This window comes from Arthrobacter mangrovi (assembly GCF_026011795.1).
Lineage (GTDB): Bacteria > Actinomycetota > Actinomycetes > Actinomycetales > Micrococcaceae > Crystallibacter > Crystallibacter mangrovi.
Genome location: NZ_BRVS01000002.1, coordinates 137,872 through 160,643 on the forward strand (window position 1 = coordinate 137,872; position 22,772 = coordinate 160,643).

Annotated in this window: 19 protein-coding genes; 8 read left to right on the plus strand and 11 right to left on the minus strand. The window is 69.9% G+C overall.

Annotated features, from left to right (window positions below):
- The first annotated feature begins 43 nt into the window (after window positions 1–43).
- From AHIS1636_RS02850 to AHIS1636_RS02870, 5 genes are all read left to right on the plus strand, one after another.
- Window positions 44–1,333: a thiolase family protein gene (locus AHIS1636_RS02850; RefSeq protein WP_373875774.1), complete on the plus strand. Its 1,290-nt coding sequence runs from the start codon at window positions 44–46 to the stop codon at window positions 1,331–1,333.
- On the plus strand, window positions 1,330–3,456 hold the full coding sequence (locus AHIS1636_RS02855; RefSeq protein ID WP_264794301.1) for a 3-hydroxyacyl-CoA dehydrogenase NAD-binding domain-containing protein: 2,127 nt from the start codon (window positions 1,330–1,332) through the stop codon (window positions 3,454–3,456). The genes AHIS1636_RS02850 and AHIS1636_RS02855 overlap by 4 nt, the downstream gene beginning before the upstream one ends.
- A 55-nt stretch (window positions 3,457–3,511) precedes the next feature.
- Window positions 3,512–3,943, plus strand: a complete 432-nt coding sequence (locus AHIS1636_RS02860; RefSeq protein WP_264794302.1) for a QcrA and Rieske domain-containing protein — start codon at window positions 3,512–3,514, stop codon at window positions 3,941–3,943.
- 213 nt (window positions 3,944–4,156) lie between these two features.
- Complete coding sequence (locus AHIS1636_RS02865) at window positions 4,157–4,624, plus strand: SRPBCC family protein (RefSeq protein ID WP_264794303.1); 468 nt, start codon at window positions 4,157–4,159, stop codon at window positions 4,622–4,624.
- 2 nt (window positions 4,625–4,626) lie between these two features.
- Window positions 4,627–4,947: an ArsR/SmtB family transcription factor gene (locus tag AHIS1636_RS02870; RefSeq protein ID WP_264794304.1), complete on the plus strand. Its 321-nt coding sequence runs from the start codon at window positions 4,627–4,629 to the stop codon at window positions 4,945–4,947.
- 94 nt (window positions 4,948–5,041) lie between these two features.
- Here the strand turns inward: AHIS1636_RS02870 and AHIS1636_RS02875 are convergent, their stop codons facing one another.
- The 5 genes from AHIS1636_RS02875 to AHIS1636_RS02895 all read right to left on the minus strand — a co-directional run bounded on the left by AHIS1636_RS02875 (window position 5,042) and on the right by AHIS1636_RS02895 (window position 10,274).
- Window positions 5,042–6,652 (minus strand): ABC transporter ATP-binding protein, encoded by a 1,611-nt coding sequence (locus tag AHIS1636_RS02875; protein ID WP_264794305.1) that lies wholly within the window; start codon window positions 6,650–6,652, stop codon window positions 5,042–5,044.
- Window positions 6,652–7,386, minus strand: coding sequence for an energy-coupling factor transporter transmembrane component T family protein (locus AHIS1636_RS02880; RefSeq protein ID WP_264794306.1), 735 nt, complete (start codon window positions 7,384–7,386; stop codon window positions 6,652–6,654). Before AHIS1636_RS02880 ends, AHIS1636_RS02875 begins: the two co-directional genes overlap by 1 nt.
- Before the next feature lie 11 nt (window positions 7,387–7,397).
- The gene (locus AHIS1636_RS02885; protein ID WP_264794307.1) at window positions 7,398–8,186 is read right to left on the minus strand and encodes an ECF transporter S component; all 789 of its coding nucleotides are present in this window, start codon (window positions 8,184–8,186) and stop codon (window positions 7,398–7,400) included.
- Window positions 8,187–8,247: 61 nt separating this feature from the next.
- Window positions 8,248–9,291 (minus strand): nucleoside hydrolase, encoded by a 1,044-nt coding sequence (locus AHIS1636_RS02890; protein ID WP_264794308.1) that lies wholly within the window; start codon window positions 9,289–9,291, stop codon window positions 8,248–8,250.
- 8 nt (window positions 9,292–9,299) lie between these two features.
- Complete coding sequence (locus tag AHIS1636_RS02895; protein WP_264794309.1) at window positions 9,300–10,274, minus strand: aldo/keto reductase; 975 nt, start codon at window positions 10,272–10,274, stop codon at window positions 9,300–9,302.
- Between the two features lie 157 nt (window positions 10,275–10,431).
- On the opposite strand from AHIS1636_RS02895, the gene argG reads away from it, so the two are divergent.
- Together argG and AHIS1636_RS02905 are read left to right on the plus strand one after the other, a co-directional pair.
- Complete coding sequence (argG, locus tag AHIS1636_RS02900) at window positions 10,432–11,859, plus strand: argininosuccinate synthase (RefSeq protein WP_264794310.1); 1,428 nt, start codon at window positions 10,432–10,434, stop codon at window positions 11,857–11,859.
- Between the two features lie 137 nt (window positions 11,860–11,996).
- Window positions 11,997–12,587, plus strand: a complete 591-nt coding sequence (locus AHIS1636_RS02905) for a mismatch-specific DNA-glycosylase (protein WP_264794311.1) — start codon at window positions 11,997–11,999, stop codon at window positions 12,585–12,587.
- Window positions 12,588–12,605: 18 nt separating this feature from the next.
- Here the strand turns inward: AHIS1636_RS02905 and AHIS1636_RS02910 are convergent, their stop codons facing one another.
- The 4 genes from AHIS1636_RS02910 to acnA form a co-directional block, all read right to left on the minus strand.
- Window positions 12,606–13,166, minus strand: coding sequence for a hypothetical protein (locus tag AHIS1636_RS02910; RefSeq protein WP_264794312.1), 561 nt, complete (start codon window positions 13,164–13,166; stop codon window positions 12,606–12,608).
- Window positions 13,163–13,714 carry a ribonuclease FAU-1 family protein gene (locus AHIS1636_RS02915; protein ID WP_264794313.1) on the minus strand — a complete coding sequence of 184 codons (552 nt, stop codon included), beginning with the start codon at window positions 13,712–13,714 and terminating at the stop codon, window positions 13,163–13,165. Before AHIS1636_RS02915 ends, AHIS1636_RS02910 begins: the two co-directional genes overlap by 4 nt.
- On the minus strand, window positions 13,711–15,684 hold the full coding sequence (gene dxs / locus AHIS1636_RS02920) for a 1-deoxy-D-xylulose-5-phosphate synthase (RefSeq protein ID WP_264794314.1): 1,974 nt from the start codon (window positions 15,682–15,684) through the stop codon (window positions 13,711–13,713). Before dxs ends, AHIS1636_RS02915 begins: the two co-directional genes overlap by 4 nt.
- Before the next feature lie 142 nt (window positions 15,685–15,826).
- Window positions 15,827–18,616 carry an aconitate hydratase AcnA gene (gene acnA, locus AHIS1636_RS02925; RefSeq protein WP_264794315.1) on the minus strand — a complete coding sequence of 930 codons (2,790 nt, stop codon included), beginning with the start codon at window positions 18,614–18,616 and terminating at the stop codon, window positions 15,827–15,829.
- A 214-nt stretch (window positions 18,617–18,830) separates the two neighbouring features.
- Between acnA and AHIS1636_RS02930 the strand changes: the two genes are divergently transcribed.
- Window positions 18,831–19,358, plus strand: a complete 528-nt coding sequence (locus AHIS1636_RS02930) for a MarR family winged helix-turn-helix transcriptional regulator (RefSeq protein WP_264794316.1) — start codon at window positions 18,831–18,833, stop codon at window positions 19,356–19,358.
- A 25-nt stretch (window positions 19,359–19,383) separates the two neighbouring features.
- On the opposite strand, the gene AHIS1636_RS02935 is transcribed toward AHIS1636_RS02930, so the two are convergent.
- A complete protein-coding gene (locus tag AHIS1636_RS02935; protein ID WP_264794317.1) occupies window positions 19,384–20,706 on the minus strand; it encodes a class I SAM-dependent RNA methyltransferase in 1,323 nt (440 codons plus the stop codon).
- Window positions 20,707–22,680 (minus strand): APC family permease, encoded by a 1,974-nt coding sequence (locus AHIS1636_RS02940; protein WP_264794318.1) that lies wholly within the window; start codon window positions 22,678–22,680, stop codon window positions 20,707–20,709.
- Window positions 22,681–22,772 lie beyond the last annotated feature (92 nt).

Below are 22,772 nucleotides of genomic sequence, written 5' to 3' on the forward strand. Positions count from 1 at the left end.
CCGCCCGTGAGGAGGCTTGCCGCCTATGTTACCCATGGGTAACATGAGGGGCGTCACGCTGCCGTCCCGAGGAGCCCCGGTGAGTCCTGTCCTGCCTGCCCGCGCCCTGCGCGACGTCGTCTTCGTCGACGGCGTCCGCACCCCTTTCGGCAAGGCGGGTGGGAAAGGCATCCACGCCGGCACCCGGGCCGACGACCTGGTGGTCAAGTGCATCCGCGAACTGCTGCGCCGCAATCCGTCCCTTCCGCCCGAGCGGATCGACGAGGTTGCCGTTGCCGCAACCACGCAGACCGGAGACCAGGGCCTGACCATCGGCCGGAGCGCCGCCCTGCTTGCCGGCCTCCCCCGCTCGGTTCCGGGCTTCGCCATAGACCGCATGTGCGCAGGGGCCATGACGGCAGTAACGACGACGGCGGGCGGCATCGCCTTTGGCGCCTACGACGTGGTCATCGCCGGCGGGGTGGAGCACATGGGCAGCCACCCGATGGGCCAGGGGGCGGAGCCCAACCCGCGCTTCGCCGCCGAGAAGCTTGTTGACCCTGACGCCCTGAACATGGGCAGCACCGCCGAGACCCTGCACGACCGCTGGCCCGGCATGACGAAGGAGCGTGCCGACGCCTACGCCGCGGCGAGCCAGGCGAAACTCGCAGCGGCCTACGAGGCGGGCTCGATCCAGCAGGATCTTGTTCCGGTGGCGGGCCGGAAGCCGGGCGAGGGCTGGGCTCTGCACCGCGCCGACGAGCCTCCGCGCCCCGGCACCACGGTGGCAGACCTGGACGGGCTGCGCACGCCGTTCCGTCCGCACGGGCGGGTCACTGCCGGCAATGCGGCCGGGCTCACCGACGGCGCCACCGCGGCCGTCCTGGCGTCGGCCGGGACGGCGGCGGAGCTGGGCCTGCCCGCCAGGATGCGCCTGGTCTCCTACGCGTTCGCTGGCGTCGATCCTGAAGTCATGGGCATCGGCCCGATCCCCGCGACCGCAAAGGCGCTCAAGCTTGCCGGGCTGGACATAGCGGACATAGGCCTGTTCGAGATCAACGAGGCGTTCGCGGTGCAGGTGCTCTCTTTCCTGGACCACTTCGGACTCGCCGACGACGACCCGCGCGTGAACCGCTATGGCGGGGCGATCGCCGTCGGACATCCGCTGGCCGCCTCCGGGGTACGGCTGATGACCCAGCTGGCCCGGCAGTTCGAGGAGGACCCTAGCGTCCGGTACGGGCTGACCACCATGTGCGTCGGCCTGGGCATGGGCGGCACGGTGGTCTGGGAGAACCCGCACCATCCGGAGTATCCCCGCCCGACCCCGTCCGCCACTGAGAAGGAGCAAGCATGATCCCGGCAGACTATGCAGACCTGGCCGCCAAGTTCGCGGACGAGACGGTGACCCACGCCTACGTCCGCGACGTCGAATTGCCGGGCGCCGGCACACTCGCCCTGGTCACCCTCGACAACGACCTCGACCACCGCAGGCCCACAACCCTCGGCCCGAACTCACTGGTGGAGCTTGGCGCCGTCTTCGAGCAGCTGAAGACGCGCGCTGAAGCGGGCGTGCTGGCGGCTGTCGCCGTCACCGGCAAGCCCTACTACCTCGCCGCCGGCGCAGACCTCTCGGCGGTGGGAAGGCTGGCCACGGAGGAGGACGGCCGGCAGATGGCCCGGCTCGGCCACGATGTCTACGGCACGCTGTCCGGCCTTGGTGTGCCGACGTTCGCCTTCATCAACGGTGCCGCGATGGGCGGCGGGCTGGAAATCGCACTGGCCGCCGGCTACCGCACGGTCTCGGCGGCAGCCAACGGGATCTCGCTGCCCGAGGCCTTCCTCGGCCTGATTCCCGGCTGGGGCGGCGTCTACCGGCTGCCGCGGCTCATCGGTCCCCGGAACGCGCTGAAGGTCATGATCGAGAACGCCCTGGGCAACAACAGGGCGGTTAAGGGCCCGGAGGCGTACGAGCTGGGCATCGCCGATGCTTGCTTCGGGCAGGCGGATTTCCTCGAGCAGTCCCTCGCCTGGGCCGGCCGCATCCTCGCCGAAGACGCCGAGCGCGCCGAGGTCGCGGAGCGCCGCTCACAGAAGGCCGCGGCCACCGAGGACGACTGGGAAAAGGCAATATCCGCGGCCCGCTCCTTCGTGGCAGCCCGGACCGGCGGCGCCGCACCCGCCCCTACCAAGCTGCTGGAGGTGCTGGCGGCAGGCCGCGGAAAGACGCAGCAGGAATCGGCGGAGCTGGAAATCGACGCGCTGGCCGAATTGATGCAGACCCCGCAGTTCCGCGACACCGTCCACGCGTTCCTGGAGCTGGTGCAGAAGCGCGCCAAGCGGCCGGCCGGTGCCCCGGACAAGGCGCTGGCACGCCCGGTAGCGAAGGTCGGCATCGTGGGAGCCGGGCTGATGGCCAGCCAGCTCGCGCTGCTCTTCGCCCGCCGGCTCAAGGTGCCCGTGGTCATGACGGACGTGGACCAGGCCAGGGTGGACAAGGGCGTGGCCTATGTCGGGGCCGAGGTGGACAAGCTGCTCGCGAAGGACCGCCTGGCACCGGATGCGGCGAACCGCATCAAAGCCCTGGTCACCGGCGCGGTCTCCAAGGAGGCCTTCGCCGATGCGGACTTCGTGATCGAGGCTGTGTTCGAGGACCTCGCCGTCAAGAAGCAGGTATTCGCCGAAGTCGAGGCCGTGGTCTCCGATGAATGCGTCCTCGCGACCAACACCTCGTCGCTATCGGTGGGCGCCATGGCCGCAGATCTGCTGCATCCCGAGCGGGTGGTGGGCTTCCACTTCTTCAACCCGGTCGCAGCGATGCCGCTGCTGGAGATAGTCCGTGCTCCGAAAACCAGTGATGAGGTCCTCGCGACGGCTTTCTCGGTCGGGCAGGCGCTGAAGAAGACGACGGTGCTGGTCCAGGACTCGGCCGCGTTCGTGGTCAACCGCATCCTGCTGCGCCTGCTCGGCGAAATCACCGCGGCGTTCGATGCAGGCACGCCCGCCGAGGTCGCCGACAACGCGTTGCAGCCGATGGGCCTGCCCATGACGCCGTTCAACCTGCTGGCCATGGTCGGCATGCCCGTCGCGCAGCACGTCACGGAGTCGCTGCACGCGGCCTTCGGGGACAGGTTCCGGGTCTCCGCCAACCTGCAGCGGCTCATCGACGCCGGCGTCACGTCGCTGTGGTCCACGGACGACGACGGACGGCACGTGGTTCCCGCCTCCACGCTGTCGCTGCTCGAGTTCGGCGGCTCCCCCAGCACGGCCGACGAACTGCTCCGCCGCACCCAGGACGCCCTCGCCGAGGAAGTCGGCCTGATGCTCGAGGAAGGCGTCGTCCAGGCGCCCGAAGACATCGACCTCTGCATGATTATGGGAGCCGGATGGCCGCTGCACCTCGGCGGCATCACGCCCTACCTGGACCGGGTCGGAGCCTCGGAACGGATCACCGGCGGGAAATTTAACCAGCACCGATAACCAACACGCCCGTTCCTCTGGAAAAATCCAAGTTCCCGCGGCAAGAATGGCAGGCATGGAACCCTCACGCCGCACCCTCCTGACCATCACCGCCGCCACGGGAACGGCCGGTGTCCTGGCCGGCTGCTCTCCCTTCCAGGATCTGGTCGGGGATACCAGCGGAAAACCCTCCACAGTCGAAACCGGCGGCGCAGCCGTTCGGGTGGGCAAGCTCAGTGAGGTGCCGGTCGGCGGCTCCGCGAACCGCGATGTGGACGGCAAGCCGATCCTGATCCACCGCCCGGACGAGGAGACGGTCCTGGCCTTCAGCGCCAAGTGCACCCACCAGGGCTGCAAGGTCGCGGCGACCGAAAGCGAGATCGCCTGCCCCTGCCACGGTTCGACGTTCGCCCTGCAGGACGGCGCCGTGACGGGCGGCCCGGCACCCGCGCCGCTCCCCCGCTATGCCGCCGCCATCGACGGCGAGTGGATCACCGTCGTCGTTTAGCGATGTCCTCGGCGGGGCGGGACAGGCCGGCCGGTCCCACCCCGCCTCCATGGCGAGGACAGACTAGCCGGCCGACGACGCCGGAACCTGCTCTCGCAGCGCCCGCCACTTGATTTCTACGGAAGGAGAATTTCCACCTTCTGCAACTTATGGGTTGCACTAGGCGCCGTTGTGGTGCAACCATGGAGTTGCACATCAACGGAAGGGACAGTCATGGACGGAACACTGGACCGGATTGAGCGGCAGATCGACATCGACGCCAGCGCGGAGCGCGTGTGGAGGCTCGTGTCGGAGCCGGGCTGGTACATCAACAACGGAACGATTATCGAGCATCGGATCGAACGGGTCGGGGACGTGGACATTGTGCATGATCCTGTCCACGGCGCGTTTCCGATCCGGACCGAGAAGCTCGATGCACCGCGCTATGCCGCATTCCGCTGGCTCGCAGGCTCCGCGAGCGAGGGCTTCCGCGAGGACGAGTCGACGCTCGTGGAGTTTTGGATTGACGAACGGCCCCAGGGAGGCGTGACCCTTCGTGTGGCCGAGAGCGGCTTTTCCACGCTGCCCGGCGGTGAGGAAAAGCGGCGCAAGGCCCTCCAGGAGAATACCGAGGGCTGGAACATCGAACTGGCCGCCGCCCGGTCCTTCCTCGAGGATGCCGCCGCGGAAAGCGCCGGCTAGCGGTGCCGGCCGCTCAGTTGGCGTCGGTCTTCGCGGCGCTGGGCGACGAGACCCGCTGGGAGATCCTGGCCAGGCTGGGCGCGGCGCCGGCTTCCGCCTCGGCCTTGGCCGCCGGGTTCCCGATCAGCCGGCAGGCCATCGTCAAGCATCTCGACGTGCTGCAGGAGGCAGGGCTCGTGGAGGCGGCGCGCCGGGGACGCGAAGTCCGCTACAGCGTCCTCGGCGGCCGCCTGAGTTCGCTCGGCCGCGACCTGGAACGTCTCGGCTCCGCCTGGGACCGCCGGCTCTCGAGCATCAAGCAACTCGCCGAGTCGGACCAGTGAGCCGCGGCCGGCCCGGCCGGCACCGGGCGGGATCCTTCGGCGCGACGGGGGCCCGGGCTAGCGACGCGCGGCGGCGCAGCCGCGGCGGCCCAGGCTAGCGCCGCGCGGCTGTGGGACGGCCCAAATCCACGGTCCGGTGGCAGTTCTCCCGGGCGAAGGCCAGATCATGCGTCGATAGCAGGACTGCCGCGCCGCGCTCCGTCGCCGCTGTGAGGACCCGGGCCAGGATGTCGCGGCCATGCCCGTCCAGTGAAACCGTGGGCTCGTCGAGGATGAGCACCCGGGGGCGCCTGGCCAGCACCGTGGCGAGCGCGACCAGGCGGCGTCCCGAGGCGGGCAACTCGTAGGGGTGCTCGTCGGCCAGGTCCGCCAGGCCGCAGTCCGACAGAGCCGCCTCGACTGCGTCCTGTCCGGGCCGCGTTCGCTTGGGACCGAACCCGACCTCCCGGCGCACGGTCCGCTCGAACAGCTGGTCGGCCGGATTCTGGAAGAGCAAGCCCGCGGAGGCCGCCGCCTCGGCCACGCCGGAACCAGGGCGCGCCGCATCGCGGCCGGCCAGGATCACGGCACCTGTGTCGGGGCGCACAAGCCCGAGAGCCATCTTGAGCAGCGTAGTCTTGCCGGCGCCGTTGGGTCCGGTCAGCGCCACGCACTCCCCCGCCCGTACGTCGAGGCAAACGCCGTCCAGCAGCCGCCGACCCGGATGCCGGCCGGAAGATACCGGGCGGCGGGCTGCCCCGGGCCCGAAACAGCGGCGGCGACGCGGGGCCGCCGGGCCGCCCGACCCGGCCTCATTCTCGGCGGGGTAGCCAAAGCCGACGTCCCGGTAGGACAGCAGGACCTGCGGCCCGGGAGCGCCAGCCGGGCCGTTGACTGCGCCGGTCTGCCCGGTGCACGGAATCCGTCCCGCGGCATCGAAGCTTCCCGGACCCGCTGCCGCGCCGGCAACGAACCTGCCGGCGTCCGCAACAACGCCTGCGTCGGCGGCTTCACGCCTCACACCGGTGAGGCCCTCTGCCGCCACCGACCCCGCCTTCAGCAGCAGCAGCGCTCCGGCTTCTTCCGCCAGCTCGTCCAGTGTCTGGGTGAGGAGGACGACGGCGGTGCCCTGGTCCCGCAGTTCCCGCACCGCGGCGGACACCCGTGAGGCCGCGTCCCGGTCCAGCCCGGCCAGCGGTTCGTCCAGCACCAGCACCGGCGCCCCGGCCACGGCGGCCGCCGCGATGGCGACGAGCCGTTCCTGGCCGCCCGAGAGCCGGCCGGGGTGGCGCGGCAGCAGGTCGTCGAGGCCGAACCGCGTGGCTGCCTCGTGCACCCGCGCCCGCATTGCCACGAGCGGCAGGCCGGCGTTTTCCAGGCCGAACGCGAGCTCTTCCGCGACGGTGGGGCGCACCTGGGACAGGTAGTTCCGTGCGTCCTGCGGCACGCAGGACACGTGGCGCGACCACCGGCGGAGGTCGACGGCGGGTGGTTCCGCGCCGCCGTCGTACTCCACCTGCTCCCCGGCGAGGCGGACGGTGCCGGCCATCCGCCCCCCGGCCCGCCCGGGCAGGCTGCCGGCAAGGATGCCGGCGAGCGTGCTTTTGCCGCTGCCGGAGCCGCCGGCAACAGCGGTCAGCGTGCCCGGTTCAATGGCCAGCCGGATACCGGACAGGGCGGGGGCAGCATGCCCCTGATGCCAATAATGTTCGAGGTCCAGTTCCATCAGCGTGCCCCGGCCAGCAGGACCGCCACCAGGGCGGCGGCAGTGCACAGCACCACGGCGGCGACCGGCCGCTCCCACCCGCGGGCGCTCACCGTGACGTACTGGGTGCGCTTGGGGCCGGCGGGGAAACCGCGCAGCTGCAGGCTCACGGACCGCTCGGTAGCGTCCTGCAGGCTGGCCAGCACCAGCGGCACCGCGAGCATCCGGGCCGCGGCGAGCCGACCCGCGGGTCCGCGGCCCCCGACGCCGCGGACCGCCTGCGCCTGGCTAATGGCCGCCGCCCGCTCCAAGGTGGCGGGCACCAGCGCCAGCGTGGCGGCGACGATATAGCCGAACTGGGCGGGCACCCCGGACTGGTCCAGCGCCCGGACGAGCGCGTAACGGTCCAGGGTCAGCGAGTAGAGCAGGAACACCGTGGCGAAGGCCGCCACCCGCAGCCCCAGGCCGCCCGCCGTCGTCAACCCCTCCACCGTCAGCCGCACCGGTCCCCCGGCGATGAGCACGTGGCTGCCGGTCCGGTCGAACACCGCGTGCACCAGCAGCTGGGAGAGCCAGAGCGGGGCCAGCACCGCGGCGGCCGTGCCGGCCAAGCGTCGGGTGATGCCGCGGCGGCGGGCCAGCACCAGGCACGCGGCGACGATGGCAAGGCTCAGCCACCAGCGGTCGGCGGCCAGGCTGACCAGGGCCGCGGAGCCGGCGAAGGCCAGGCCGGTGAACGGATGGAGGCGCGCCATCGTGCGCCAGGTCAGTCCCGGTCCGCGGCGGCGCGGCGCGGAAGCGGGAACTGCAGCCGGATCCGCCGCGGCAGGGCCAGTACCAGCAGGGCCGCAACCAGGAAGGCGACCGCTTTGTCCGCGGGGTCGGAGATCAGTGCCTGCTTGGTCACCGAGGCGAGCAGCGAGTCGCCCATGGCGCGGAACATGCCGACGATGGCGCCTGTCGCGGCACCGGATGTGCCCCCGTAGACGAAGGCCGCGACCGGTGCGGAGACGACGGCGGCGATGATGCCGGCGAGGAACCCGGCGACCGGGGCCTGCCAGGCGCGGCGCAGCACCAGCGTGCCGACGGAACCGGCAAGGAAGCCGACGACGGCCGCGCCCGCGGCGAAGGGCAGCACGGTGGGGTTGAACAGGGACCAGACGAGCGAACCGAGCACCCCGGTAGCGGCGCCGGCGGCGCGGCCCGCGAGCAGCCCCACCAGCACGGTGCCGATGGAATCCAGGTACAGCGGCACGAGCGTGCTGCCGACGAACTGGCCGAGCACGATGTTGAGCACCAGGCCCACGGGGATGATGGTCAGTACGGAGGCCGGCAGCTGCGGCAGGACGCCGGCCAGCAGCAGGACGGCGCCAGCCAAATAGCCTGCGAAGGCCACGACGGCCGGCCAGCTGGTGAGCCCCGCGGCGGCCTCCGAGGGCTGGAGCAGCACGAGCATGGCGTAGGTGGCGGCGATGAGGGCGGCGCCGAGCAGCGGCAGCAGCCGGGAGCGCAGGGTGGTGCCCGACCGGGCGGGCAGGAGCAGGTTATTGGACATAGGTCTTCCTGGGTCAAGCTGGCGGGAATGGGCCTATGTCACCTCGACCCGGTGAACTATCCTACCGAACCGATCCGGCCTGCCCGTCCAGCCGGCGGGCCAAGGCGGCGATGGAGCCGAGGACTTCGTCGAACACCGCCGGAGGATCGTTCCAGTTCACGATGCGCGCGTTCGGCTTCCTGCCCCACAGCCCGCGGTAGTCGGCGGCCGTGGTGCCCACCAGCGGACCCGGCGCCGTCTCGACGTGCACGGTGGCCGGCCGGGCGCGGTACTCGACGGTCCCGGCGGCAACGGCCGCCGCGAAGACATCATGTACGTGCGCGACGTAGCCCTGGTCGTACTGTCGGTGGAACTCGAAGTAGAAGCGCAGCGCGTCCGAGAGGAAGCGGACCAGGGGGCTGGAGGCCGTGCTGCGGGTCCCCGGAGCATCCTCCGGGCGGAGCAGTTCCTCCGACGGACAGCCGGACTCCTGCGCGAGCCGGGCCACATGCGCCGGGCGCAGCTCGATCCGCTCGGTGGTCTCCAGCGCGCAGACGATGGGCAGCTGCTCCTCCGGCAGCCCCTCGAACGCGGCGAAGACCTCGGCCGCGGCGTGCGGGTCCACGTGGGTGTTCCACTCGGCGGTGGGCGTGGTGTTGCCCTGGTAGAAGTAGCAGCCGCCCATGATGACGGTGCGCTTGAGCAACCGCGGCAACTCCGGGTCGCGGCGCAGCGCCAGCGCGAAGTTGGTCAGCGGCGCGGTCAGCAGGGCCGTCAGTTCCCCGGGGGCGTTGCGCACCTCCTCGATCCAGAGGTCGACGGCGGAGCGGTGCGATACCCGGGCGGAGCCGGCGGCGAGTTCCGCATAGCCGAGGCCCTGCTCGCCATGCGTCTCCGGGGTGGTGACCAGCGGAATGGAGAGCGGGTCGCTGGCCCCGGCCGCCACTTCCACCTCCGGCCGTCCGCACAGCTGCAGCAGGGCGAGGTTGTTCCGGGCCACCTGTTCGGCCGATACGTTGCCGGCCGAACAGGTGATCGCCGCCAGGTCGACCTCGGGCCTGCTCAGCAGGTAGACGAGCGCCAGGGCGTCGTCGATCCCGGTGTCGTTGTCGAAGATGATGCGCACGCCGGGACCTAGAAGAGCGCGACCTTGGGCACCGTGGGGAAGATTTCGTCCAGCGCGGCCAGGTCCTCGGCCGTCGGTTTCCACCCGGCGGACGAGGCGTTCTGCCGGATCTGCTCCGGCTTGGTGGCTCCGGCGATCACGGAAGCGACCGACGGCCGGGACGCCAGCCAGGAGAAGGCCACCTCGATCTCCGCCAGCCCGCGGTCCGCCGCGAACTTGGAGAACGCCCCGAGCTGTTCCCAGTCGGCGTCCTGGAGCAGGTTGGTGCGCGAATGGGTCAGCCGGCTGCCCTCGGGTGCCTTGCCCTCCTTGTACTTACCGGTCAGCAGTCCGTTGGCCAGCGGAAAGTACGGCAGGACGCCCAGCCCGTAGGCCTCGGCCGCCGGGGTGACTTCGAGCTCCGCCCGCCGGTCCAGCAGGTTGTAGTGGTTCTGGCTGGAGACGAAGCGCGTAAAGCCATGCATCCGGGCGGTGAACTCGGCCTCGGCGACCTGCCAGCCGGCAAAGTTGGAGTGCCCGACGTAACGCACCTTGCCGGCCCGGACCAGGTCGTCCAGGGCCGAGAGGGTCTCGTCGATCGGCGTCAGCGGGTCCGGGGTGTGGAATTGGTAGAGGTCGATCCAGTCCGTGCCCAGCCGCCGAAGCGATGCCTCGGCCGCCTTGACGATGTAGCGCCGCGAACCGCGGGCACCGAAGTCCTCGCCGTTGGCCCCGCGCATGTCCATTCCGAATTTGGTGGCGACGACGACGTCCTCCCGCCGCTGTCCCAGGGCCCGCCCCAGGAACTCCTCGCTCAACCCGGGTTCTTTCCCGTAGCTGTCCGCGACGTCGAACAGCGTGACCCCGGCCTCCAGCGCCGCGTGCACGACGGCGTCCGTGCCGTCCTGGCGTTCCGTGGGCGTGCCGGAGCGGCCCAGGTTGTTGCAGCCGAGCCCCACAGCGGAGACGGTGAGACCTGAGTTGCCGAGTCTGCGGTATTCCATCCTTGGTTCCTTCGCGTTGGCCTATGTAACCCGCCTCGCATCCTACCCCCGCTGGCCGGGCCGAAACCGGGCGCGCGGGTGATTTCGCCCACGTCACGAAGCCGCTAACGGGCGGCCGCTTCGGCCTTTGGCGCCCGGTGCACCTATTATCGAGAGCATGGCCAAAGTTCTCACTTCCCTTCCCGTCGGCGAACGCGTCGGCATCGCTTTCTCCGGCGGACTCGATACTTCCGTAGCAGTAGCGTGGATGCGCGACGGCGGCGCCGTCCCCTACACCTACACCGCGGACCTCGGTCAGTACGACGAGCCGGACATCGACGCCGTTCCCGGACGTGCGGCCGAATACGGCGCGGAGCTCTCCCGCCTGGTCGACTGCAAGCCCGCCCTGGTGGAGGAAGGCCTGGCCGCGCTGGCCTGCGGCGCCTTCCACATCCGCAGCGCCGGACGTGCCTACTTCAACACCACCCCGCTGGGCCGTGCGGTCACCGGGACACTGCTGGTGCGTGCCATGCGCGAAGACGGCGTCGACATCTGGGGCGACGGCTCCACCTACAAGGGAAACGACATCGAGCGGTTCTACCGCTACGGACTGCTGGCGCACCCGCGCCTGCGCATCTACAAGCCCTGGCTCGACCCGAAGTTCGTCGCCGAACTGGGCGGCCGCAAGGAAATGTCGGAGTGGCTCACCGCCCATGACTTCCCCTACCGCGACTCCGCGGAGAAGGCCTACAGCACCGATGCCAACATCTGGGGCGCCACGCACGAGGCCAAGACGCTGGAGCACCTGGACACGAGCCTCGAGGCCGTCGAGCCCATCATGGGCGTCGCCTTCTGGCGCGACGACGTCGAAATCGCCACCGAGGACGTCACGATCCGCTTCGAGGCGGGCCGCCCGGTCGCCATCAACGGCAACGAGTACGCCGACGCGGTCGACCTCGTCAACGAGGCAAACGCCATCGGCGGCCGCCACGGCCTGGGCATGAGCGACCAGATCGAGAACCGCATCATCGAGGCCAAGAGCCGCGGCATCTACGAGGCTCCGGGCATGGCCCTGCTGCACATCGCCTACGAGCGGCTGCTCAACGCCATCCACAACGAAGACACCGTGGCCAACTACTACGCCGAGGGCCGCCGTCTGGGCCGCCTGATGTACGAGGGCCGCTGGCTGGACCCGCAGTCGCTGATGCTGCGCGAGTCGCTGCAGAAGTGGGTCGGCTCCGCCGTGACCGGCGAGGTCGCCCTGCGCCTGCGCCGCGGCGAGGACTACACGATCCTGGACACCGCCGGACCGCACCTGAGCTACCACCCGGACAAGCTCTCCATGGAGCGTGTCGGGGATGCCGCTTTCGGGCCGCTGGACCGGATCGGCCAGCTGACCATGCGCAACCTGGACATCGCGGACTCGCGGTCGCGCCTGGAGCAGTACGCCGTGCAGGGACTCGTCGGCGGACCGACCGCGGAGCTGGTCGGTGCACTGGAGGCCGGCGGAGCCAACGAGATCGCCGACACCCAGCGGGTCGACGAGGCGGACCGGGCGGCGGACGAGGCCCTCGACCGCGCAGCGTTCGACGCCGGAACGGACTGATCGTACTAGAGGTAACTTCCGCCGTCATTCGTGGCGGCGGCCGAGGGCCCGGTGCTCCTGCCTGCAAGGCGGGCGCGCCGGGCCCTTGCCGTACCGGCGAGCCGCCCGGGAATGCTCCTACGTGAAAGAGTGGGGCCGTGCGCTTTACCCCTGACGAACTGCTCAGCTACCGCGGCGCCACGGTCCCCGACCTGCTGGGCCCGGGACTGCGCCTGCTCTTCGTGGGCATCAATCCGGGCCTGTGGTCGGCGGCGACGGTCACCCACTTCGCGCGGCCCGGCAACCGCTTCTATCCCGCCCTGGCGGCCGCCGGCATCACGGACCACCTGATCCGCGCGGGAGACGGCATGGCGGACGCGGACCGCGGCCACCTAGTGGCCCGCGGCGTGGGCATCACCAATATGGTCGCCCGGGCCACGGCGAGGGCCGACGAGCTGGAGGCCGCGGAGCTCAGGGACGGAGCGGACCGCCTGGCGGCAAAGGTCGCGGCACTTGGCCCGCTCGTCGTGGCGGTGGCCGGGATCACCGCGTACCGCGTCGGGTTCGGCAGGCCGAAGGCGCGGCTCGGACGGCAGCCCGAGACGATCGCCGGGGCCGAGTTGTGGGCCGTGCCCAATCCCAGCGGGCTGAACGCGCATGAGAGCGTGGCCAGCCTGGCGGCTGCGTACCGGGCCGCCGCCCGTGCCGCAGGCCTGTGCCTGCCCGGAAACGCGGCCGGCCGGACGTAGCCCGGGGAACGCTGCCGGTCAGCCCAGGCTGAACGGCGCCTTGGCGGGCAGCGGGTGCTTCTGCTTCAGCGCGGCCCGGTCCTGCGGCGGTGCCGCGGCAATGGTCAGCTTGGTGAAGTCCAGCTTGGCCTCGCGCAGGCACACCTTCAGCCCGGCCACCGCCTTCGCGGCATCCGGGGCCAGGCAGAAAATGTTCAGCTTGTGCGGAGCGAACTCGGTGCGCTCCACTGTGCCGAGGCCACGCCACGCGAAGAACTCGGTGATGGCGCGCCGGGCCTTGTCCTCGAGGTAGCGGTCCCGCTCGCTGCCGCCCGCGGTCTTCAGCGCATACTGGGCCACCACCGTGGACTGTTCCTCCGGCGGGATCTCGGCATAGCCGTCCTCGGCGCACTGCTGCGCGAAGGCATCCAGCAGCCCGCCGGCGGCGTCGGCCGAGACATCGCGGGTCTCCTTGGTGCTGCTCTGGTGCCCGACCGTGCCGTGGTTGACGACGAACTGGGCGTAGTCCTCGTCGAACCAGGCCTCCCGGAACACCAGCGTGCCGTCGTCGAGACGCTTGTAGAAACGGAGGAAATTCATGCCCGTGCCTTCCTGAACCAGTATGCCGCCGTGCCGTCGAAGGGAGCCGCCCGGTCCCGCACAGCGGCGTAGATCCGGTCGGCTTCGGCGCGCATCGCCTCGATCACCGGCCCGGGGTAGGACATGGACGCCTGATGGGCGGTGAACTCGTCCTCGTCGTCGATCCAGGTGCCCGGGCCGTTGAAGGTCCTGATGACGTCCAGGTCCATGTCGACGAGGGTCACCTCGAATCCGCGCCCGGCGTGGAGTTCGCCCCAGCTGATGTCCGTGGCGATGTCGACATAGATCTCCACGTCCTTCGGATGCAGCTCGTCGAAGAACGTCACCACGTGGTTACCGCTGTGCGGCACCATCACCAGCGCATCGGAGGCCGCGTAGAAACCATAACCGGGCTTGGACACGAAGGAGCCCTCCGGCTGCCAGATCCAGTGCCCGAAGCCGTCGCGGCCGAGATATTCCCCGGGGACCACCCAGTGCGGCGTGCCGTCCCATTTGCGGTTGCGCAGCACCACCAGCTGGCCGCGGTCGATGGAATCCGGTTCCCTCACTGGATCTTCGGGATCTGTCCGGTGGGCAGTTCCTGCCCCGGCAACGGCCGCGCGAACGGGACCTTCGTGCCCAGGACCTGGGCAACGACGTCGTGCGTCACCTGCTGCGCGGTGAGCCCCACCCGCTCCATCACCTGGGCACGCGAGCCGTGCGCGAGGAACTCGACCGGGAGTCCGACCTCGTTCAGCGCGGTATCCACGCCGGCAGCGCGCATCTCCTGGCGGATCCGCGACCCGACGCCGCCGGCACGCACGCCGTCCTCGATCACGATGACGATCCGGTGCCGCGCGGCCAGGGAAATGATCGACGGCGGAACCGGCAGCACCCAGCGCGGATCCACCACGGTGGAGCTGATGCCCTGGGCGCCGAGCCGGTTGGAGACCTCGAGCGCCATCTCGCCCATGGCGCCGACGCTGACGATGAGGACGTCGTTCTCGGTGGATCCGGAGGGGCGGCGCGCGAGCACGTCCACGCCGTCGGAGAGCCGCTCGATGGCCCGGACCTCCTCGCCCACGGAGCCCTTGGAGAAGCGCACCACCGTGGGCGCGTCATTAATGGCCACCGCCTCGCGCAGTTCCTCGCGCAGCCGGGTGGCATCGCGGGGCGCGGCGAGGTGCAGCCCGGGGACGATCTGGAGCATCGACAGGTCCCACATGCCGTGGTGGCTGGGCCCGTCCGGCCCGGTGACGCCGGCGCGGTCCAGCACGACGGTGACGCCGGCCTTGTGCAGGGCGACATCCATCAGCAGCTGGTCGAAGGCGCGGTTCAGGAAGGATGCGTACACGGCGACCACCGGGTGCAGCCCGCCGTAGGCCATGCCCGCGGCGCTGGTGAGGGCGTGCTGCTCCGCGATGCCGACGTCGAACACCCGGTCCGGGTGCTTGGCGGCCATCTTGTGCAGGCCCACCGGGATCAGCATGGCACCGGTGATGCCGACGATGTCCGGGCGCTCGTCCGCGATGGCCGCAATCTCCTCGGAAAACACGGAGGTCCACGACTGCACGCCGCCGGCGTCCAGCGGCTCGCCGGTTTCCGGGTCGATGACCCCGACGGCGTGGAACTGGTCCGCCTCGTGGGCGCGGGCGGGCGCGTAGCCGCGCCCCTTCTCCGTCATGGCGTGCACGATCACCGGGCCGCCGTACTTGCGGGCCTGGGTCAGCGCATCCTCCACGGACGCCATGTCGTGGCCGTCGATGGGGCCGATGTACTTCATGCCCAGGTCTTCGAACAGGCCCTGCGGGGCCCACCAGTCCTTGATGCCCTTCTTGGCCGCATGCAGGCTCTTATAGGTCAGCTGGCTCAGCAGGCCGCCGTTCTGCAGGCGCCCCTTCCACCAGTCGAGCGTGCCCTCGTAGGCCTTGTGCGTGCGGACCCTGTCGATCGTGGCGCGGAGCGCGGCCAGCTGGTCCGCGAGGCCGCCGATGGTCGGGGCGTAGGACCGGCCGTTGTCGTTGACCACGATGACCACGCGGCGGCTCTTGTCCGCGGCGATGTTGTTGATGGCTTCCCAGGCCATGCCGCCGGTCAGGGCGCCGTCGCCGATCATGACGACCACGTACCGCTCCCCTTCGCCGCTCAGCTGCCGGGCGCGGGAAATGCCGTCCGCCCAGGACAGGGAGGACGAGGCGTGCGAGGATTCGACGATGTCGTGGACTGATTCGGCCCGGTCCGGGTAGCCCGAGAGGCCCCCCTGCTGCCGGAGCGTGGAAAAGTCCTGCCGCCCCGTGAGGAGCTTGTGAACGTAGGACTGGTGCCCGGTGTCGAAGACAATGCTGTCCCGCGGGGAATCGAAGACACGATGGATCCCCAGCGTCAGTTCCACCACGCCGAGGTTCGGACCGAGGTGCCCGCCGGTCTGGGCGACATTCGTGATCAGGAACTGCCGGATCTCCGCCGCCAGGCTCATCAGCTGCGTCGAGCTGAGCTTGCTGAGGTCCTGAGGATTACGGATTGTCTCCAGTAGGCCCATAGTGCCTCCCTTGCCGTGTCTGGACTGCCTCCGCGCGCTGAAGACTTCGCGGTGGCCAACACTTAACCATAACGCGCAGCGGGCCCCCGGCCCGCCCGAAGGACGGAATGCCGGGGGCCCGCTGCGTAGGGGCCGAACGCGCTTAGGCCGCGGTCAGCTGACGCAGAACGTACTGCAGGATGCCGCCGTTGCGGTAGTAGTCGGCCTCGCCCGGCGTGTCGATTCTCACGACCGCGTCGAACGTGGTGACCTTTCCGTCTTCGTCGGTGGCGGTGACCTTCAGGGTCTTCGGGGTGGTGCCGTTGTTCAGCTCGGTCACGCCCTCGATCGCGAAGGTCTCGATGCCGGTCAGGCCCAGCGAGCCAGCGCTCTCGCCGGCCGGGAACTGCAGCGGCAGCACGCCCATGCCGATCAGGTTCGAGCGGTGGATGCGCTCGAAGCTCTCGGCGATGACGGCCTTGACGCCCAGCAGCGCGGTGCCCTTGGCCGCCCAGTCACGGGACGAGCCGGAGCCGTACTCCTTGCCGGCCAGGACGACCAGCGGGGTGCCGGCGGCCTGGTAGTTCATCGCGGCGTCGTAGATGTAGGCCTGCGGTCCGCCGGTCTGCGTGAAGTCGCGGGTGAAGCCGCCCTCCACGCCGTCCAGCAGCAGGTTCTTCAGCCGGATGTTGGCGAAGGTGCCGCGGATCATCACCTCGTGGTTGCCGCGGCGGGAACCGTAGGAGTTGAAGTCCTTGCGCTCCACGCCGTGCTCCAGCAGGTAGCGGCCTGCCGGGCTGTCGGACTTGAAGGAGCCGGCCGGGCTGATGTGGTCCGTGGTCACGGAGTCGCCCAGCTTGGCCAGCACGCGGGCACCGCTGATGTCCGCGACGGGCTCCGGCTGCGCCTTCATGCCCTCGAAGTACGGGGGCTTGCGCACGTAGGTCGAGTCCTCGGCCCAGGCGAAGGTGTCGCCCAGCGGGGTCTCGAGTGCACGCCAGCGGTCGTCGCCGTCGAAGACGCCGTCATAGCCCTTGGCGAACATCTCTTCGTCGATCGAGGAGTCGATGATGGCCTGGACCTCGGTCGGGCTCGGCCAGATGTCCTTCAGGAAGACCTCGTTGCCCTCGGAGTCCGTGCCGAGCGCGTCCTTCTCGAAGTCGAAGTCCATGGAACCGGCCAGGGCGTACGCGATGACCAGCGGCGGCGAGGCCAGGTAGTTCATCTTGACGTCCGGGTTGATCCGGCCCTCGAAGTTGCGATTGCCCGAGAGCACCGCCGTGACGGAGAGGTCGTTGGCCTGGATGGCCTCGGAGATCTCGCTTTCCAGCGGTCCCGAGTTGCCGATGCAGGTCGCGCAGCCGTAGCCCACGGTGAAGAAGCCGAGCTTCTCCAGGTAGGGCACCAGGCCGGACTTCTCGTAGTACTCGGTGACGACCTTGGAGCCGGGGGCGACGGAGGTCTTGACCCACGGCTTGGAGGTCAGGCCCTTGTCGACGGCGTTGCGCGCCAGCACCGCGGCGGCCAGCATGACCGACGGGTTGGACGTGTTGGTGCAGGAGGTGATCGAGGCGATGGTGACCGCGCCGTGGTCCAGCACGAACTCGCGGCCGTCCTCCATCTTGACGTCGACTGCCTTGGTCGGGCGGCCGTCGGAGTTCGCAGCCGCCGAGTGGCGGACAGTGGAAGTCATCGCCGGAGCGTCCGAGGCGGGGAAGCTCTCTTCGAGTGCCTCGTCCAGGGCGTCCTCGTTGGCTGCCTTGACGTAGTTGTGCAGGTCCTTGCGGAACTGGTCCTTGGAGGCGCTGAGCTCGATGCGGTCCTGGGGACGCTTCGGGCCGGCGATCGACGGCACAACGGTGGACAGGTCCAGCTCGAGGTACTCGGAGAAGCGCAGCTCGCGGCTCGGGTCGTGCCAGAGGCCCTGCTCCTTGGTGTAGGCCTCGACGAGGGCGATGTTCTCCTCGGAGCGGCCGGTCAGGCGCAGGTAGTCCAGGGTGACATCGTCGATCGGGAACATGGCGGCGGTCGAGCCGAACTCGGGGCTCATGTTGCCGATCGTCGCGCGGTTGGCCAGCGGCACCGCAGCGACGCCGTCACCGTAGAACTCGACGAACTTGCCGACGACGCCGTGCTTGCGCAGCATCTCGGTGATGGTCAGCACCACGTCGGTGGCGGTGGCGCCGGCGGGAATTTCACCGGTGAGCTTGAAGCCGACAACGCGCGGGATCAGCATGGAGACGGGCTGGCCGAGCATGGCAGCCTCGGCCTCGATGCCCCCGACGCCCCAGCCCAGCACGCCCAGGCCGTTGACCATGGTGGTGTGCGAATCCGTGCCGACGCAGGTGTCCGGGTAGGCACGCAGCTTGCCGTCCACTTCGCGGGTCATCACGGTGCGCGCCAGGTACTCGATGTTGACCTGGTGCACGATGCCGGTGCCCGGGGGAACAACCTTGAAGTCATCGAACGCGGTCTGGCCCCAGCGCAGGAACTGGTAACGCTCGCCGTTGCGCTGGTATTCGATCTCCATGTTGCGCTCGACCGCCTGGGCGTTGCCGAAGACGTCGATCTGGACGGAGTGGTCGATGACCATCTCGGCCGGGGCCAGCGGGTTGACGCGCTTCGGGTCGCCGCCGAGCTCCTTCACGGCCTCGCGCATGGTGGCCAGGTCGACCACGCAGGGAACGCCGGTGAAGTCCTGCATGATCACGCGGGCGGGCGTGAACTGGATTTCGGTGTTCGGCTGGGCGCTGGGATCCCAGCCGGCCAGGGCGCGGACATGGTCCGCGGTGATGTTGGCACCGTCTTCGGTGCGCAGCAGGTTCTCCAGGAGAACCTTGAGGCTGAACGGAAGGCTGTCGGCGCCTTCGATCGAGTTCAGCCGGAAAATTTCGTACTCGGTACCACCGACGTTCAATGCGCCTTTGGAACCGAAGCTGTCCACATTGCTCACAGGGGACTCCTCTCGCCATTCACATCTTTGTTGCCCGTCCGGACGCCCCGCCAGTTAGGCGGGCCTTATCGGCAAGCGTGCGGCTGGATTGCGGCAGAGCTGTTGCCAGCCTATCCCCGCAGCCCTTTGGGCAGACCCCCGAACCGGGGATCTCTTGACATCAAGATTTACCAGAACCCTACTTTCCAAATATCTTGATGTCAAGATAACTTGGATGGACAGGGCTGGCGCGAAGGATGAGTGGGACATGGAGCGGCATATGGATGCGGTGGACGAAATCATCGACGGTTGGCAGGGTGTCATGCCGTCGGAGAATGTCGAGCCCATGGGCGTCTTCAGCCGTATCAGCCGGCTGGCCCAGCGCTTCGATGCCCTGCGGCGCAACGCCTTGGCTGCCCACGGCCTGCAACTGGGTGACTTCGATGTGCTTTCGGCCATCCGGCGCTCCCCCGACGGCGCGATGACCGCCGGGCAGCTGGCCAAGGAGAACCTGGTGACCTCGGGCACCATGACCAACCGCATCGACCGGCTCGTCGCCCGGGGCCTGGTGGGCCGCTCGACGGACCTCGCCGACGCGCGGATCGTGCGGGTGAAACTCCACCCGGAGGGCCGGCGGATCGTGGATGCCGCATTCGTCGAGCTCCTGCGCATCGAGCACGAGCTCCTCGGCTCCATCCGGGAAGCCGACCGCCAGCCGCTGGTGGACCGGCTCCGCGAGCTGCTGGCACGGATCGAGGCCTAGCTGCGCTCCCGCTCGCTGCCGCCCGTCAGGCGCGCACCAGCAGGCCGAAGGACTCCATGTGGTGCGTATTCGGGTAGAGGTCGAAGACCCGCAGGTCCCGCAGCTCCCAGCCAAGCTTGAGGAAGTAGCCGAGGTCGCGCGCGAAGGACGCGGGGTCGCACGCCACGTAGCCGACCACCGAGGGACGTTTGCCGTGCAGCTGCTCCACCACCTTCCGTCCCGCGCCGGCGCGGGGCGGATCGAGCACCACGGCATCCAGCCGGTCGTGGTGGCGCTGCAGCACGTTCTCGACCTTGCCCTGCACGATCTGCACCTGTTCCATGCCGTGCAGGTTCTTGCGGGCGTCGCGGCTGGTGCCCGGGGAACCTTCCACCGAGAGCACCCCGCCGGAAGGCCCGACGGCGGCGGCCAGCGGCGCGGTGAACAGTCCGGCACCGGCGTAGAGGTCCGCGACGCGCTGGCCCGGCTGCGGATCCAGGCCCGCCAGCACGGCGCCGGTCAGCACCTGCGGGGCCGAGCGGTGGATCTGCCAGAACCCCTCCCCCGTCACCCGGTATTCGTGGCCCCGGCAGCTTTCGGACACCCAGGTCCTGCCGCGCAGCCGCGTCAGCCGCTGTTCTTCGGGCTCCCATACGGCGACCGACGCGGGCGCCGGAATCCGCCCGGCGATGGCGGCCAGCCGGCGGGGGCTCGCGCCCTTGGCCGGCACCAGCAGCACCAGCGGCGCCGAACCGTTGGCGGGCGCCGCCACCTCAACCCGCACCAGCTGGCTGAGGTCCTGCTCCCAGAGCCGCAGCTCGTTGATGGCCGGCACGGCCAGCGGCATGTCGGCCACCGGGATCAGCTGGTCCGAGCGGTGGGCATTCATGGCCAGCCGCCCGGACTGGTCCACGGCGAAAGCCGCCCGCGTACGCCAGCCCAGCCCGCCGTCGTCGTTGGCGTCCGCAGGTTCCACGCTGACGCTGCGCTCCATTCCCGCCAGGCGGTGCAGCTGTTCCTCGAAGATGGCAGCCTTCAGTGCGCGCTGCTCGTCCAGGGCGATGTGGCCGAACTCGGCCCCGCCGACCGGCGGCTTGCCGGCCTTGGCGGCCAGCAGCGCGTCGGCCGGGGCCCAGGGATGCTCCACGCGGTGCGGCGAGGCCTCCAGGACCTCGATGGTGTCGGCGCGCCAGAATCCGGCGTCCGGACCGCCGTCCGTGACGCGGACCCGTACCCGCTCCCCCGGCAGGGCGTGCCGCACGAAGACGACGCGGCCCTCGTGCCGGGCGATGAAGTGGCCGCCGTGCGCCGGCGCGGAAACGGTCAGTTCTAGTTCGAGGTCGGAGTCACGGTCGGTGGCCTGCGGCATTTAGGAAAGCTCCTGGAATTTGCGGACCGCATCGGAGGACGCGAGCTGCCATGGCACGCTGGCCACCATGACGCCCGGTTCGAAGTGCAGTCGGGTTTTGATCCGCAGGGCGGTCTGGTTGTGCACGAGTTGCTCCCACCAGCGCCCCACGACGTATTCGGGAATGTACACGACCACCAGGTCCCGCGGGGAATCGCGGCGGATGTTCTGGATGTAGTTGATGATCGGCGTGGTGGTGTCCCGGTAGGGCGAGGCAAGCACGGTGATCGGCACCGGGATCTTCAGCCGGTCCCAGTCGGCCAGCGTCTGCGCGGTCTCCTCCTCGTCGATGTCCACGATCACGGCGTCCAGCTTCGAGGGCCGCGAGGCCCGGGCGAACGCCAGCGCGCGCAGCACCGGCTTGCGCACGTGCGAGACGAGGATCACCGCATGCACCCGCGACGGCAGGGCCGTGGCCTGCCCCGTCTCCTCCACCGCCAGCTCGCGGGCGACCTGCTGGTAGTGCCGGTTGATGCTGTACATGGCCAGCCCCAGCAGGAAGATGCCGGCCACCGCGATCCAGGCGCCGAAGACGAACTTGCTGACCAGCACGACCGCCAGCACGGTGGCGGTGAGGATGAAGCCGATGAGGTTGATCAGCCGGGACCGCATCATTTTCCGCCGCAGGCGCCGGTTCGGCGTGGAGCGGATCAGCCGCGAAAAGTGTTTGATCATGCCGAGCTGGCTGAAGGTGAAGGAGACGAACACGCCGACCACGTACAGCTGGATCAGCTGCGTCACGTCGGCGCGGGTAACCAGGATCAGCAGCAGCGCCGCCCCGGCCAGCGCCAGGACGCCATTGCTGAAGCTGAGCCGGTCGCCGCGGGTCCGCAGCTGGCGCGGGAGGAACCCGTCCGTGGCGAGTATGGACGCCAGCGCGGGGAAAGCCGTGAAGGCCGAGTGGCTGGCCAGCACCAGGATCAGGCCGGTCGCGGCTACCACCAGGTAGAAGAGCACGTTGCCGCGGTCGAACACGGTGGCGGCCAGCTGGCTGATGACCGGCATCTGCACGTAGTCGGCCGGCAGCGGCCCGCCGTTCAGGCGCAGCTGCTCCGCGGGCACCTGCACCACGTGCACGCGGGTGGCCCGGGCGAGGTACAGCACGGCCATGGTCATCACGGTCGCGGCGATACCGAGGACGAGCAGCGCCGTGGCGGCGTTCCGGGCCCGCGGCGGCCGGAAGGCCTTCACATTGCTGGCCGGGGTCTCCACGCCGGTCAGCGCCGCGGCCCCGGTGGAGAAGGCGCGCAGCACCAGGAACGCGCCGGCCAGTCCGGTCAGGCCGGCCTGGAACTCGGCGGCCGGAACGATGTCCAGTGCGGCGCTGGGGGCCAGTTCCAGCTCCCCGCCCAGGTCCTGGATGAAGCCGACCAGGCACATCAGCAGGATGAGGCCGACGAACGCGTAGGTCGGGATGGCGACGGCGCGGCCGCCGCGGCGCAGGCCGCGCAGGTGGAGGAACGCCAGGACAACGACGCCGAGGGCAGCGGCTGCCGGTTGTCCTCCGTGGAGTGCGGGGAAAGCGGAAATCAGGTAGTGCGCCGCCGACGACATCGACACCGCGACGGTGAGCACGTAGTCGAACATCAGCGCCGAGCCGACGGTGATGCCCGCCGTCTTGCCGAGGTTCTCGCTGGCGATCTGGTAGTCGCCGCCGGAAGGGTAGGCGTGCACGCTCTGCCGGTAGGAGGCGATGATGACCAGCAGGACGACCATGACCGCCAGTCCGACCAGCGGCGAGAGCGCCACGGCCGCGACGCCGGCCAGTGCCAGCGTGAGCAGGATCTCATCCGGCGAATAGGCAACGGAGGACAGCGCGTTCGCCGAAAACACCGGCAGGGCCAGCCACTGCGGCAACGGCTGCACCTTGGCCCGTTCCGTCCGGAAGGGCCGGCCCACCAAGATCCGCTTGAGGGCGTCAAGATATGTCAGCACAGCCCACAACCGTAACCGCTTGCCTGCAGGGTTGTCATGGAATCACTCTAAGCCGCCGGCCGGGCGGCAAGGGGTTAAGCTGGCAGCAGGAC